Origin of the sequence: Ekhidna sp. (assembly GCF_965247405.1) — a bacterium.
Lineage (GTDB): Bacteria > Bacteroidota > Bacteroidia > Cytophagales > Cyclobacteriaceae > Ekhidna.
On record NZ_OZ252014.1, the window covers coordinates 2,693,387 to 2,708,451 of the forward strand.

General features: G+C 40.4%; 13 protein-coding genes and 2 tRNA genes. 10 read left to right on the forward strand and 5 right to left on the reverse strand.

What is annotated here, in order from left to right; translation table 11 throughout:
• The first annotated feature begins 26 nt into the window (after positions 1 to 26).
• The 3 genes from ACP14Y_RS12210 to ACP14Y_RS12220 are packed head-to-tail and all read left to right on the forward strand — an operon-like array spanning position 27 to position 2,127.
• Positions 27 to 812 (forward strand): YHYH protein, encoded by a 786-nt coding sequence (locus ACP14Y_RS12210; protein WP_424963242.1) that lies wholly within the window; start codon positions 27 to 29, stop codon positions 810 to 812.
• Between the two features lie 44 nt (positions 813 to 856).
• On the forward strand, positions 857 to 1,489 hold the full coding sequence (locus ACP14Y_RS12215) for a toxin-antitoxin system YwqK family antitoxin (protein ID WP_424963243.1): 633 nt from the start codon (positions 857 to 859) through the stop codon (positions 1,487 to 1,489).
• The gene (locus ACP14Y_RS12220; protein WP_424963244.1) at positions 1,486 to 2,127 is read left to right on the forward strand and encodes an SCO family protein; all 642 of its coding nucleotides are present in this window, start codon (positions 1,486 to 1,488) and stop codon (positions 2,125 to 2,127) included. Before ACP14Y_RS12215 ends, ACP14Y_RS12220 begins: the two co-directional genes overlap by 4 nt.
• A 59-nt stretch (positions 2,128 to 2,186) precedes the next feature.
• Here the strand turns inward: ACP14Y_RS12220 and ACP14Y_RS12225 are convergent, their stop codons facing one another.
• The 4 genes from ACP14Y_RS12225 to ACP14Y_RS12240 form a co-directional block, all read right to left on the reverse strand.
• Complete coding sequence (locus tag ACP14Y_RS12225; RefSeq protein ID WP_424964436.1) at positions 2,187 to 2,471, reverse strand: GIY-YIG nuclease family protein; 285 nt, start codon at positions 2,469 to 2,471, stop codon at positions 2,187 to 2,189.
• A tRNA-Leu gene (locus tag ACP14Y_RS12230) sits at positions 2,429 to 2,512 on the reverse strand. Before ACP14Y_RS12230 ends, ACP14Y_RS12225 begins: the two co-directional genes overlap by 43 nt.
• 178 nt (positions 2,513 to 2,690) lie before the next feature.
• Positions 2,691 to 3,278, reverse strand: a complete 588-nt coding sequence (locus ACP14Y_RS12235) for a TIGR00645 family protein (RefSeq protein WP_424963245.1) — start codon at positions 3,276 to 3,278, stop codon at positions 2,691 to 2,693.
• A 78-nt stretch (positions 3,279 to 3,356) separates the two neighbouring features.
• Entirely contained in the window at positions 3,357 to 3,782 is a 426-nt protein-coding gene (locus ACP14Y_RS12240) for an RDD family protein (protein WP_424963246.1), read from the reverse strand.
• A gap of 13 nt (positions 3,783 to 3,795) precedes the next feature.
• Between ACP14Y_RS12240 and ACP14Y_RS12245 the strand changes: the two genes are divergently transcribed.
• The 6 genes from ACP14Y_RS12245 (at position 3,796) to ACP14Y_RS12270 (ending at position 14,071) form a co-directional block, all read left to right on the forward strand.
• Positions 3,796 to 4,827 (forward strand): SRPBCC family protein, encoded by a 1,032-nt coding sequence (locus tag ACP14Y_RS12245; RefSeq protein WP_424963247.1) that lies wholly within the window; start codon positions 3,796 to 3,798, stop codon positions 4,825 to 4,827.
• 149 nt (positions 4,828 to 4,976) lie between these two features.
• Positions 4,977 to 6,992 (forward strand): OmpA family protein, encoded by a 2,016-nt coding sequence (locus tag ACP14Y_RS12250; RefSeq protein WP_424963248.1) that lies wholly within the window; start codon positions 4,977 to 4,979, stop codon positions 6,990 to 6,992.
• Position 6,993: 1 nt separating this feature from the next.
• The gene (locus ACP14Y_RS12255; protein WP_424963249.1) at positions 6,994 to 9,057 is read left to right on the forward strand and encodes a hypothetical protein; all 2,064 of its coding nucleotides are present in this window, start codon (positions 6,994 to 6,996) and stop codon (positions 9,055 to 9,057) included.
• On the forward strand, positions 9,041 to 12,499 hold the full coding sequence (locus ACP14Y_RS12260; protein ID WP_424963250.1) for a CHAT domain-containing protein: 3,459 nt from the start codon (positions 9,041 to 9,043) through the stop codon (positions 12,497 to 12,499). The genes ACP14Y_RS12255 and ACP14Y_RS12260 overlap by 17 nt, the downstream gene beginning before the upstream one ends.
• Before the next feature lie 158 nt (positions 12,500 to 12,657).
• Positions 12,658 to 12,739 (forward strand) — tRNA-Leu (locus tag ACP14Y_RS12265).
• Positions 12,740 to 12,964: 225 nt separating this feature from the next.
• Complete coding sequence (locus ACP14Y_RS12270) at positions 12,965 to 14,071, forward strand: AI-2E family transporter (RefSeq protein ID WP_424963251.1); 1,107 nt, start codon at positions 12,965 to 12,967, stop codon at positions 14,069 to 14,071.
• Here ACP14Y_RS12270 and ACP14Y_RS12275 read toward each other — a convergent pair whose 3' ends face one another.
• Positions 14,072 to 14,539 carry a hypothetical protein gene (locus tag ACP14Y_RS12275; RefSeq protein WP_424963252.1) on the reverse strand — a complete coding sequence of 156 codons (468 nt, stop codon included), beginning with the start codon at positions 14,537 to 14,539 and terminating at the stop codon, positions 14,072 to 14,074.
• Between the two features lie 129 nt (positions 14,540 to 14,668).
• Here ACP14Y_RS12275 and ACP14Y_RS12280 point away from each other — a divergent pair, with 129 nt between their 5' ends.
• Positions 14,669 to 15,043: a LytR/AlgR family response regulator transcription factor gene (locus ACP14Y_RS12280; protein WP_424963253.1), complete on the forward strand. Its 375-nt coding sequence runs from the start codon at positions 14,669 to 14,671 to the stop codon at positions 15,041 to 15,043.
• The last annotated feature ends 22 nt before the right edge of the window (positions 15,044 to 15,065 follow it).

The following is a 15,065-nucleotide window of genomic DNA, read 5'->3' on the forward strand; positions in this document are numbered from 1 at the left end:
AACAAAGAATGACGATAATGAAAAAAATGAATTTTAAACTCACTGCAATTGCCTTCTGTGCATTTATGTTGGTGGCCTGCGGTAGCGATGATGCTGCTGATGAAATGGAAGACGAGATAGAGGATGAAATTGAAGATGATGAGACTGAGCCAGACCCGGTTGATATCAGCACTTTGGCCTCAAAGTTTTATCATACAGATGCTGTGAGTGTCACTTTTGATGATACCTGGGTGACTATCACCTCATCAAATCTTCCTGACCATAAGAGCATGTATTATCCGGAGGAGGACCCCCTGTATGAGCCGTATGATGAGCCGGACAATCCTGACTTTAAGAAGAATCCGGGTGAGATTGCCGCACAAAATTATGTTTTTAAAATACCACGGTATCCCACGGAGGCTGAGACAAAAGAATCCACTCCAATGGGTCCGATGGGTGTAGCGATAAATAGCATCGTTTTCTTTAATCAAGAAGCTGCACCTGGAGATGATATTTTAGAAGAGCTAAATACATTTGATCAGTATGAGGGACACCCGGCGGGGGATGCTTATCACTATCACATAGAACCTATCTGGCTAACGGAAAACAAAGGATCTGATGCTTTTTTAGGTTTTCTTTTGGATGGGTTCCCGGTATATGGCCCAATGGAAAACGGTGAAACAATCACTAACGATGATCTGGACGATTATCATGGTCATTCCCATGCTACTGCGGATTTTCCTGATGGCATCTATCATTATCACATCACCGAGGATCTTCCATGGATTAATGGAGATGGCTTTTATGGTGAAGCTGGAACTATTACTCAATAAACAATTGTCACGAGCCAACTTTCCGGTTGGCTCTTTTTTAGACTATGAATCGAATTTTGCTTTTAGGATTTTTGATAATTACTATGTTGGCATGTGAGGAGTCACACTCTGGCATTGTAAATCTTCATCAGGAAATCAAAATAGATATTCCTGAAGTTTTTATTGCAGCTTCAAACCCCATGATCACTAAGAAACAAAACGGAGACATTTTCATGGATGGACAATCCTTTTCAGGTTATTTGATAGATAGATATAAGAACGACACCATCGCCTTGAAAATCGGTTATCTGAATGGTAAGCAGAATGGTGACATGACTGCATTTTATGGAAATGGAGATGTTCGTTATGTCAGGCCATATTTCAATGGGGAAAAACATGGAACCCATGTAGGATTTCATAAGAATGGTGTCAAAGCTTTCGAGTATTACTTTGTAAACGGCTTTAGCGAAGGGAATCATAAAGAATGGTATAGCGATGGTGAACTGGCTGCAGATATGAATTACGTCAATGGGAAAGAATTTGGAAGACAGCAGGTTTGGAGGCCGGACGGCAAAGTCAGATCCAATTATATCGTTCGTGAAAATGGAAGAAGGTATGGGCTGATGGGCATAAAGAGATGCACGAAGCTGGATGGAGTGACCCAAACGGTTGATCCATATAAAGGAGAAAAACAATGAAAAATTTCATGCTTATCATTGTCATTTTAATTGGCGCATGCACATCTAAAAAGGAGAAAGCGGAGATTGATCTCCCCTTTTACAGTGAGGAAACCTTCACTGCAGAATGGATTGCCGAAGATGACCCACGCTATGGGAAGATTCACACCATCTCTGATTTTGAGTTTATCAATCAGGAAGGCAAGTTGATCACAAATAAAACATTTGATGGTAAAGTCTATGTAGCCAACTTTTTCTTTACGCTTTGCCCCACGGTATGCCCAAAGATGGAAGCCAACCTTTCTTTGATACAAGAGGAATTTCAAGGAAATGATCAGGTGGGAATATTGTCCCATACGGTGATGCCATGGGCAGATAGTGTTGCGCGGCTGAAGGTGTATGCGCTTCAGAATGACATCAATTCAGATCAGTGGCATTTGGTTACAGGTGAACAGGAAGAAATCTATAAGATGGGACGTTTGGATTACTTCGCGGATGAAGGCTTTGGCAAAGGGGTGACTGATCTGGATGATTTCCTCCACACTGAGAATATTGTGTTGGTGGATCAGAAAAGAAGGATTAGGGGAATTTACAATGGTACGCTGAAACTGGAAATGAGACGGATGATCGAGGATATCAGATACCTACTGAAAAATTAAAAGTGCGCCTGCCTGACCGACCGGACAGGCATGAGAAGATTCGAACCTCTCCATAATTTTTAGAGATTTAATGTTTTTATAAACCTTCTTCCAGCAGCGGTTTTAAAATACTTTTCTCTGAGAATAGCTTCTTCTTTAGTATCAAAAGATTCAAAGTAAATCAGTTTCCATGGGATTCTATGTTTAGTGCTCTTTGTCTGGCCGGCATTGTGCTGCTTAATTCTCTCATCAAGATCTTTGGTGTGACCTTTATAATGAGATTTGGTCTTTATGCTTTCTAAAATATAGGCATAAAACATAGTGCCCAGGGCGGGAGTCGAACCCGCACGTCCATACGAACACATGGCCCTCAACCATGCCTGTCTACCAGTTTCAGCACCTGGGCAAATCTTTATTTCAACGTGACTGATGCGCCCAATTCCCCGTCCGAACGGAAGTTCTTCCGGGCGGGCACCACGTGCGCAAGGGATCGCAAAAATAACTTTTTGATCGTAAATCCAATCCAAAGCCAATAAAAAAGCCGGAAGTTACAACCTCCGGCTTCAATGTTTTTCTTATTAATCTTAGTGACCATGATCATCGTCCACATCATCATGACCATTCGGAGCATGAGATGCGTGGTAACTATGCGTAATTTTTTCTGTTTGTGATAGTAGTAATGCCGAAACAATGAAAACCATGTGGATAACGATCTCAATTACGATCCCTTCCGGGGATGTTTTCTGTACTTCATTTCTATAGTCAATGAATGTTTTCAAAAGGTATACCCCGGAAATAGATGCCAGGGAAGTGGCCAGCTTAATTTTCAATTGACCTGCATCCAAACCTTCCAGCCAAAGGGGCTTATCGTCGTGCATGTCTACATCTATTCTACTAGTGAATATGGAGTACCCTCCAATGGTCACCATGACAACAAGGTTCATCACCATCGAAATATCCACCAGCCCAAGTATACTAAGCATCATTTTAGTTTCATTCCACATGGTGGTGTATTTCACCATATAAAGTAGCTCCTCAAAAAACTTGTATAGGTAAAAGAAGGAAGCAATGATTAGCCCTGTATATAGGGGTGCTTGCACCCATCGGCTCCAGAAGATAAATCCTTCGAAAAAGCTTTCAAACCGCTTAATTGGGGTGTTTTCGTTACTCATAGTACTTAGACCGATTAAAATTTAACCTGAAATATAAATGATAATTGGAAGGAAGACCTTTCACTGGGCGAAATTAAGTCAATCTTCGTCAAATAATACCACTGTGCCACCGATATAGTCATGTAAAGCACGTCTTTGGCTATTAAAAAAGATCAAAACGAATCCTCCAAAAAAGAGCAAAAGTGAGAGTACCTTCGAAATATTCCTTATCATAGATTGAATAAAACGGGGTGTACCCGGCTTGAGACTATCCACATGAATTTTGGCCCATTTTTTCCCCGGTGTGGCCTGCATACCAGAAGCTTCAAAAAAAATATGATAACCAAAATAAATCCCACTGATAATTAAATAGTCGTAATCCGAACTGGGAACGATATAAGACACACCGTAGAAAAGAAGTAGAATAGGAAGTAAATCGATGTTGTGAGCAAGAAGCCTCGGCCAGAAGCCTGCATATTTATTTATCCCTTTCAAATGATCTATCTTTATATAAATAGCAAACATCAACAATCTAACTATGAAAATCTTAAAAATTATTGGAATCATCGTACTGGTGATAGTCCTACTAGGGGTGGGAGTAGTAGTATTCGGCCCATCATCAGCTCACCTTGAGCGACAGACCACAATTGAAGCACCTGCTGAAGTTGTTTTTGCTGAGGTAACCAACATGAAAACATTTAATACATGGTCTCCGTGGTTTGCAATGGACCCTAACGCAGAGTATGTATGGGAAGGCCCCTCTTCAGGGTTAGGAGCCAAAATGACATGGTACAGCAATGATGAAAATGTTGGAAATGGGTATATGGTAATTTCTGATACCCGTGCAAATGAATTTGTGGCAATGGATATGGGGTTTGACCAAAATGGAAATAGGGATTTCACTGATGAGGGAGAGGAAAAACCTAAGGCATCTTTTATTCTCGAAGAAGATGGCGAAAAAACCGTTGTGACCTGGACTTTTGATATTACGGGTGTTTCAGGAGGAGGGAAATTTTTCATCCTTATGTTAGATACATTCCTAGGCTCCTTTTATGAACAAGGTCTTGCATCTCTGAAAGAGCGGGTAGAGTCTCGCCCTGCCTTCACTTATGATATTGTGCAGATAGAAACACAAGCTCAGCCTTATTTAGGAGTATCGGCAGCCTCATCATCTGATCCCACTGCGATAGGGGAAGCTATGGGAGAAGCATATGGCAAGGTCATGAGTTATCTCAGTGCAAATTCAATTGAATCGCAAGGTGCGCCAATTTCAATCAATATCAGTTATGATGAGCAAAACGCTGAAATGATTTGTGGCATTCCAGTAGCTGAGGTTATCGAAGTTGATGGAGAACTAGTAAGCGGTCAGACATATGAAGGCCAGGCATTAAAAACGGTGTATTATGGAAATTACGATGACATTGGAAATGCACATGAGGATATTAATGCTTATATCTCTTACTATCAGTTTGAACGGAACGGACAACCATGGGAGGAGTATATCACAGACCCAATGTCTGAACCAGACACCAGTAAGTGGATGACTAATGTCTACTACCCGGTAAAATAGTAGTTCTTTCAAACTGAAAGAAAATTGACCTCCCTCGTGGAGGTTTTTTTTGTGAATTTTTCAAGCGCTAATAACCAAAATACCTCAATGTGGGTAGTGTTAAATGCACTTCGATTTTTTACCTTTCAGATTGAAACCTAATACTAACCATGCCATCAAAAAATTCTCTTAGGAGATTGTCTTTCATTGGCCTGACAATATCAGTATGTCTTTTTCAGGGATACGGTCAAGAGCTCAATAGTATCAATACCGGAGCGGTAGTGAAACATGCCAAAGTGAGCTACGATGGAACCAAAATGGTTTTTATTGCTAATTACTTCGGCAGCTTTAAGCCCTACATGTCTGGGTTTGATGCAGATTCGGCAGTATGGGGTGAGCCGATCCAAATATTTGAAAATGCAGACATTGCGAATTTCGATATCCAGCATCCACAACTGAACTTTGATAATTCCAAACTCTATTTTTCAGCCAGGACCTCTGCTAAACCTGATTATGATATTTATTCATCAGAATTAAAAAATGGATCGTGGACAGCTCCTCAATTAGTAGAAATAGGAATAAACTCAGAAGTGGATGAATTAAACCCAGCTTTTTCTGCTGATGAAAAAAGAATCTTATTTACCCGACCATTTCCAGCCGAAGCAAAGACAGATGAGTTCTGTGGACAACTTTTCTATTCGGAGCTTACTGAGTCTGGATCATGGTCTGAACCCGAGCTGTTACCTCCGGCCTATAATACGGGCTGTATTTGCTCACCTTATTATTCCCGGGATAACAAAACATTTTTCTATTCATCTTATGAAGACGTTTTTGATAGTGAAGGAAAGCGAATCGCACGAAAACAATTTTCGATATTTTGGGCCCGAATAGATGGGTTATTCAGGTACAATCCAAAAGCCATCACTTCAATCATTGCAGATAATGATCTGGTCTCTCCTTCTTTGGATAGAGACAGCACCTTGTATTACAATTCTGGAGTGTTTACCAAAGGGCAGGATCGAATAGAATCGCAGATTTTATCTAAAAGTATCACACAAGCTTTTCATCCTGGAGAAATGACCCTCGTTAGCGGATTTGTCACCGATTTAGAAGGGAATCCACTGGAAGCAGGTATACAGGTGATCAATCCTTACACTACCAAAATCTACCAGGAAACACAGAGTGATGAGAATGGCTATTATCAGGTGTTTGTACCTTCTAGTGAACAGTATTCATTGTTGGCCTATAAAGATCAGTATTCTGCACAGTCAAAGCTAATTGAAACAGGGGAAGGCTCATTAGAAAGTAATTTTGAATTATTCCCTGGTGTGGATGTAACATTTAATGTTTTTGATGAGGAATTCTACTTTCCAATAGAAGCCAATATTTCGTTGTACGACTCAGACTTTAATTTTTTAGAGACCATAGAAATCACACGGGGGGAAGAGACCGAAATTTCACTAGGAAAAGAACTCAACATTATTTTCAACTCTGAAAACTATTTTAGGGATACACTTAATCTGCCTTTCGATGAAGAGGTGATTTTTGACTTTTTCGATTTTGATATTGAATTGAAGAGAAAGCTTAAGGATGTTTCACTATCCTTTTCGGATGAATCCGGAAATAATCTAGGTCTGGAGATTACTGTCTACAATGTGACCAGAAATGAGAAAACGAAACGTACAGTAAAAGATGGAAAAGTGACCCTTCAACTGAGGGACGGAGAAGTATACGAAATCAGTACTTCTGCCGAGGGATACAGCTACTACTCAGCGGAATTGGACCTATCCAGAGAGGAGGAGGTAAAAGAAGTTAGTGCCACACTCCAGTCTGTGGAGAATATTTCGCTTGTATTGGACAATATCACTTTTGCTTACAACTCCTATGAGTTGAATGCTGATTCATATGAAGAACTGGACAAGCTTGTCAATTATTTAAAGGAGAATGATCAATATAAAGTGGAGATTTCCGCACACACTGATAATGCAGGTGCGGAAAAGTACAACCTTCAGCTTTCGAATTTGAGGGCTAACTCGGTATTGCAATACTTGCAGGATAATGCGATAAGTAAAGGTCGATTAGTAGCGATTGGTTATGGAGAATCTCAGCCAATAGTTCCGAACGATACGGACGAAAATATGGCTAAAAACAGGCGCGTGGAGTTTAAAATTTTAGCAACGAACTAATATGAAAAAGACATTTATCATAATATTTCTACTAGCTTCAGTTGCTTACTCTTTTGGACAAACCGGGGCTTTCAGGAAAATCCTAAAAGAAAAATCGACAGTAGATCGCGAAACATTCTATGATCAGTTGATTCAGTTTCAACAGGAAAATGTAGAATTCTCTAATGTCTACTACCAGTTAGCCAAGCTGGAGCTGGACATCTTCTCATCACTCGATCCGATCGTAGATCGAGTGGCGTCAAGGCAGAGAATTTATAATGCTAAAACAAACTTTGGTCTGGCGAGCAATTACCTTGACGAAAGAGAAATATCACGTTATCCCGATTGGTACGATGTTCCGGATTTGCCAGACAAAGATTCGGTGACAACCATGGGCAAAAAGAAGGTGGAGAAGAGCTATGAAGATGTGGTAAACTATGCCGAATACTACGAGGAGCTGATTTTGAATTATGATCGAGCTGTCTATCACTACCTCAAAGCAAGAGAAGGATTTATAGATATTAATACCAGTGCCGATAACCTCAGACAGCTATTTCTGAAAGCAAATGATTCGTTGAAAACAGAAGTAAAAGCCGTTGGTATCAGCTTTGATTCATCCATGTATCATATAGCTATTTACAGGGATATCTATCAAAAACTTCCTTATAAGAAGAAGAGAAAAGTCAACATTATAAAACTAAAAATCGATCACTTTCGAATGAATGGTATTACGCCGGCCAACTTCCTGGCGGATGATATTGAAGTGTGGGATTACAAGGAGTGGTCGGATCGATTCCTCGAACTTTTGAAGGAGGAAGTGGATGGGCTGCATGAGGAAATCATTTCTGCCTATAAGTTTTTCATCGCCACCAATCAAAAGATGATTAGTGGAGAGGACTGCATTCAGGCTGAACTCGATGACTTGAAGTTTCAACGGATCATCAACCTGATCACTAAGTATGATAATGAGTCAGTCTTGATAGATATCTTTCAATACCTGATTGCGAAATTGGAATATGGCAACAAGCTCGTTTATGAGCGAGTCTGTAATGAGTTGGATGAGCCTCCAACAGATGATTTCCTTTCCAGGAAAGCAAGGATTTACCAAAACCTCTATGCTTCATTTGATGAGGCGGATAGTTTAAATGGCGCTATCGTTTCTTCCGGACATGGACAAGCTACCTTCCAATGGTTTTTTGATGAGATGATGCCTGGTGAGAATGGGAGTCATGTATTTTCAGATGAGCAAAAACAGGAAAACAAACAGTCTTTTAAGGCAGAGTTGAATGGACTCTTGGAAGGCATCAAACAGCAGCGATTTAAAACAGATTCGCTGACAGAATGCTATGAAATGGATAGTGTTTTTTTAATTCCCGGGTCACTTCCTGAAGGAGGCTTTTGTGTGCAAAGAAAATTGCCGTTGAATGACAGTCTGCACTTGCTTTTAGGAAAAGTGGATGATAAAAACCTACTCCTTGGAGCCATGCCAATGGAGGAGGACTATCAAAAAATATGGGCATACGAGCCGACTAAAAACTCAGTGCCATCATTCTTTAAGGTAGTTGGCGATAGTAGCTATCTCATAGGTGGAAGCGAAGACCGAAGCTGGCTTACTCAGTTGTCAAAAAGCGGAACAGCCTATTTTTCCACCACGCTTCGAAGTGGCGATCCTATTCAAAATGTGCTTGTAAATCAGCTTCAGGGAGTTGCTACTGTTTTGCAGAAAGGAAGTACTGGTTTTACACTTTCCAAAGTGAATTTTAATGGAAAAGTTGAGTCGTCAACGACTATCAGCTTAGAAGGAGAGTATGTGGGGGTGTTCCGTCAGGAACAGAGTTTATGGTTTTTTACACTTAAAAAGACTCCTGAAGGTTCGGAACTACTAACCTCAGTTTACAGTGAAGCGGATGGAACGATTTTACAAGAGCTCTCCTATACTTTCAACACCGATCTGGAAGATCCGGCAATCATTAAAAATGACAATGAGTACATTACTGTACTTTCTCAAAGTGCTTTTGCTGATGATGAGATTGTGTACGCTTTGATAAACTATGATGGGGAAATTGAATATGAAAAAGTTTTTTAGCTGGGTAGTGATTGGAATGATCAGCATTGGTTTGGTCATTGCCCAGCAACAGGTAGATTTCAATTCAGAGGTTGATCGTATTGAAACACTGATTGCTGATGGTGCCTTTGAGGCGGCTAGCAATAGTCTGATTGAATTAAAGGAGTCGCTGGCTAATACCTCTCTGATAGAACAGGATACGGTACAACTCTTCTTTTCTTCCAAACTGGCATTTATTGCCTCACAGCTTGGCGATTGTGAAAGCACCATCCAGCGTAGTAAAGAAGATGTTGCTCTCCGTACGGAGGTCTATGGTGTGGGCGATCCTATTACTCTTTCTGCTAAACGAAATCTAGGCATTTACTACTTGAATTGTGATTCTACTGAACGTTCACGTGAAATCTTGCTGGAAACGGTAAACACTCATCGTTCAGCGATTGGGCAGCCCGACGAGCTGTATGCCCGATCGCTTGATGATCTAGCCTATGTTCAGGGGAAACTAGGTGGGATTGAAGAGGCCATTGAAAACTATGACGAATTGATTGGCCTGCTGGGTGATAATAAAACATCCTTTTATCTCCATGTTATAGAAAATTACAGCGCACTTTTAATGACCTCTGAGAGATATCAAAAAGCTGCGGCTTTCTACGACGATTTGAAACCATATATGGCTCAAAAGGATGAGTACCCATTTTTTCTAAAAGACTTTTATAATGTTTTTGTTCATCAAAAAGAATATGTGAAAGCCCTGGAGAGTGCCAGTGAGTTGCTTTCCTGGTGCGATCAAAACCCTTCCAAGTGTGCCGATACCGGAATTGAAATGTCGGAATTCAACCTGAATAGTGCGAGACTTGCTGTGTTGCTGTTTAGATACGAGGATGCAGAAAAATACTATTCCCAAGCAGAGGAGGCATTTAAAACAACTCCAAAATATGTTGACATTTTACTCGAACAATCTGCGCTTTATGGAGCTAGCGGAGAAAAATATAAGCAGCTAAATGCATTGAGTAAATCATTGATCACTCACCGTGCTAAAAGCATGACTGACAGTGCCAGCTATACCAAGACAGTTCTGGAACTAGGCAAGCTTCACACGGAAATGGGGCGATTCGAACGGGCTGATGAATTATTTAGCGATTACATCTCTGATCTTGAATCAAATGAAAGCACGGAACCTGAAAAACTAGCTGTGGCCTATCAGTCACTCGGGAATCAGAAATATTTACTTCAAAATTTTAAAGATGCTGACAAATACTTAACTCAAGCAAGAAACCTTTTGGTTGAAAAGGACCTGCAAAAAACAACTGAATATGCATCTATTCTAAATAGTCTGGGCGCGTTGTATGAGGCGCTTGCCAATTACAAAAATGCCGAATCTAATTACCGAAAAGCGCTGCGGATATCGTATGAAGAAGAATCAGGCTTGCGAATTGCACTTGCTACTAATTTGGCTAATATCCTGACAAGAACAGATGCTCAAAATGACTCTATTTTGATCTTGTTGAATCAAGCCATCAAATGGCAAAGCAATTCCTCAGGACAGGATCACCCGGCTTATGCCAATTTATTAAGCAATAGAGGGGTTTATTATCAAAAAAACGAAGTATTTGATCTTGCTTTGAAAGATTTTGAAGAGGCGATCACCATTTTTAAGTACACCGTACCGGAAGATCATCCGCAGTATTTATCAGCGCTCTCTAACCTTGGATTATTATACGATCTAATGGGTCGGAGAGAGGAAGCAATGGCAACCATGGTTGAGGCTAAAGGTTTTTATGAAAAGTATTATTCCGAATCGCATCCCGGATATATAAGAACGGTTAACAACCTGGCCAATTTGTATACCAAAACGGAACAATATGAACTGGCAGAACCGCTCTTACTTTCCCTGGCCGACGCTCAGGTTAAAGAGATTAATGAGTCTTTTACCTACTTATCAGAATCTGAGAAAAAGACCTTTGTCGAAGAAAAGCAAAAGCTACTGAATAATTTTAAAGGGTATGTAGTTGCACGGTCTACTAATGAAGAAGGGAGTATCAAGCCAGATGTGGTGGAGGAGTGGTACAATCTGGAACTTAGCACCAAAGGCATGTTGCTTAATTCTACCAAAAAGGTACGTGAACAAATCTTTAATAGTGAAGATCAAGATCTTATCAATTTATTTTCTGAATGGACTGTTGCAAGAAAGCAGATAGCAGATTTACAATCTTTGAAAAGTGAGCTAAAAGAAAAAAGTAAAGCTCGCTTGGATAGCCTTTTGCAAAAAACAAATGACCTTGAAAAGGAACTTTCAAGAAGGTCTGCTGAGTTTGATGGTTCCTTTGGTGGCACTGTTCCTACATTTGATCAGATCAGGCAGAGACTTCAGGCAGGGGAAGCCACGGTCGAGATTATCCGTACCGAAATCAATGATGAAGGCATCTACACAGCGCTCATTGGCACTCGGGATTCCGAGTATCCTAATTTAATTGTGCTTGGTAAAGGAAGCGAGTTTGAAAGTAAGGCTTTCTCAGTCTACAAGAATGCGATCAAGTTCAAGGTGGATGATCCTAAATCCTTCGATACATACTGGAGAAAAATACACAATCACCTTACTGACAAGGGAATAGCAAAGATATTTTATGCCCCTGATGGAATTTATCATAAGATCAGCGTAAACACTCTTTATGATCCTGCTACGAAGAAGTACCTTATCGATGAGCTAGAAGTGGTGCAGTTAAGCTCAACAAAAGACATCTTAAACCTTGATTTTTCCGGCAGTCAAGTAGATGAAATAAACAATGTCCTGCTGGTGGGTCGTCCCTCTTATAAAATTGGGGAGTCCAATGGACTGACTGGTACTACACGCGGTTTTTCTATGATCACTGATGTTTCGGATTTGCCAGGTACTGAAGAGGAAATTAATGAGATCAACAAGCTGATGGAGAAATCTGATGCTCAATGTAAGGTGCTATTGAAAGATGAGGCCAAAGAAGGATCAGTCAAAGAGCATCTGAATAGGGAATTGGTTCACATTGCGACACATGGTTTTTTTATGGAGGATGAAAAGGCTCCCAGTGAAGATCCTATGCTGAGTTCAGGATTGCTACTTGCGGGGGTAAGTAATGCACTTCAAGGTAGTGATGAAGATGGTGTTCTCACCGCTTATGAAATTATGAACCTTGGGTTGAATGATTTGGAGATGGTCGTACTTTCAGCATGTGAAACAGGACTTGGAGAAATCGCCTCCGGAGAAGGAATTTATGGTTTGCAGCGTGCTTTTTTTGTAGGCGGTGCGGAAGCGGTCGTTATGTCTCTTTGGAAGGTAGATGATGATGCCACTCGCGATCTAATGACGATATTTTATAAGGATTACCTCAAGAATGGGAATAAACGTGAGGCATTTCTGGATGCTCAGCGCAAAATAAAAAAGAAATACAAAGACCCGATTTTCTGGGGTGCATTCGTGATGCTGGGTGGATAATCAATCTTTAAAAGCTAAAATCAATCCACTCCTCGGAGGGGTTAGGGGTGGATTATTATATTGGCTGCAATGAAAGTGTAAGTAGATCGATTATTGGTTCAACTCTTATTGCAATCTTATTATTGTTTAAATACTTTTGCCGTCCGTTTACGGATGATGCCTGAGTGGCGGAACTGGTAGACGCGCACGACTCAAACTCGTGTTCCGCAAGGAGTGCCGGTTCGATTCCGGCCTCAGGTACGAAACCCTTCTCTTGTAAAGAGGAGGGTTTTTTTGTGAGTGTGCACTAATAAAGAGATCCGATTTATCCGTAACTATGAACCGTTGGTTTCAGACACTAACTCTTTTTCAGTTTTTCGAGGAAGATTTTATGGTCTGAAACAAGGGTCTGATTTTTTTGTTTTGCTACATTCATGCTTCGGTTTCTTACTATCGATCTTAACTTTAACGCACAAATCACCTGATATGCATATCTCTTTCAGTAAGCTGTTTTATGCCATTGCATCCATCGTAGGGATTGTGGCTATCATGCATTTTGCCAAGGTTATTCTGGTGCCTATTTGCTTTGCAATGCTCTTTGCTTTTATCCTTTATCCTATGGTCAAATGGTTGAGCAAAAAAGGGGTTAAAAAGGTGCTTGGAATTATCCTAACTATGGCAGGGGTATTCGTTCTTTTTTCAGGAGTTTTGGTGCTTTTTTCAGCACAAATTATCAATATGGCCAGTCAGTATTCCAATTTTCTGGATAAGCTGAAGGAAACATTGGAAACGTCTGTCAGATTCCTCAACGATAAGGTTCAAATCATACCGGACATAGAAACGGAAACAATCCTCGATCGTCTTTCTCACCTGTTTTCGGACAGTAGTTTTCTCATCATTTCGGATACGGTGAGTGTTACAGGTTCATTTTTTTCGTTTTTGGTACTCGCAAGTATCTACACCTTCCTAATTCTTTTTTATAGCGAACACCTCACGGAAGCACTTACTCGATTTGCACATAAGAGCAAGCGTCGATCATATATAAATATGCTGAGGGAGGTGCAGCAAGTAGGTCAGCAATATTTTACCGGTATGCTACTGTTGATTTTGGTGCTCGGCATCCTCAATACCGTAGGCCTTTTGATTCTGGGTATGGACTATGCGTTCTTTTTCGGTTTTCTGGCAGCATTACTTGCCATTATTCCATACGTAGGGACAACTCTTGGTGGACTAATTCCGACCATTTATGCATTCATTGCTTTTGATAGCTACTGGTACCCCTTGGGAGTTATCTTGATTTTTTGGTTTATTCAGTTTGTAGAGGGTAATTTTTTGAATCCCAAGATTGTGGGAGGTAACATGCAAATCAATGCACTTTTCTCCATTTTCTCTTTGATAGCGGGAGGTGTGCTTTGGGGGATTGCCGGGATGATTCTCTTCCTTCCGATGGTAGCAATGCTTAAGGTTATTTGTAGCCACTATGACGAGCTCGAGCCGGTGGCATCACTTATAGGTGAGCGGATCACAGAAGTGCAAAGAATAGAAGAGGAGAAAGGGGTGATTGAAAAAGTATTGAGTAAGATCAAGAGGTAATTAATCAAACCTGTTATACCTGCATTCAAATTGGCACTGAAGGTACAAAGTTGTTAACTGACGCTCCAGGTCATCAGGCACATCCATAAAGATAATTTTCATTTTCTTCATTTTATTTAAGGCACTTGCTGAGGTAAATGAGGAATCGGAAGGTTGATGAGTTGCCACCATAAGAGTTGCCAGTTTAAGCTGGTATTTACTGTTGCCTTTAAATTGTCTTACAAGTCTTCTGATTACATAGGATGATTCGTCTATGTATACGAGCTTATCTCCATCTAAAAAGCCATAGATACCCTTGAAGTCTGTGAGTCGTCCTGTTTTTTCCAATATAAACTTTACTCCATTACCTTTTTTATAAAAAAGGTCTGCAGGCATGGCGTTTTCTTTTAATACCCTAATCATTTCTTTGCGCTTAGGGAGGTTTTCATTTACAATTCTTTCAAACCGAAGGGCAAGTGGCTGTTCCATGGCATTTATTTAGACTTTTAAGATAAAAAGATTTGTGTTGATAGTTTTTTACATCACCCCGTTCAGTTTTTTCGTCCGCGAAAAAGCCCTATTTTTATCACGGTTTAAAATCAAACAAAATATCTAACCTTGAGCGACCGAAAGTATACATGCTTAATCATTGAAGACGACCCTGCTTTTGTGGAAATATTAAAAGTGGTGGTTAAAAAAGTGACGGAAGTAGACTTACTTGGAAGTTGTGACAACACCCTCGAAGCAGCAAAACGAATCGACATGGATAAGCCGGATATCTTGTTGCTCGATATTAATATTTCTGGACTTGAGGGACCTGAAGTGCTGGAGATCAGCGACCATAAACCGAAGACTATCGTAATATCCAGCCACCCTGAGGAAGTAATGGATAATTATGAAGTTGACTATGTCTCCTTTATTCAAAAGCCACTCAAAAACTCTGATCAATTAGTAAATGCCATTCATAAATGCATTAAATTAATGGGTCATTAGGATCCGGCAGGTAGCGCCTGCG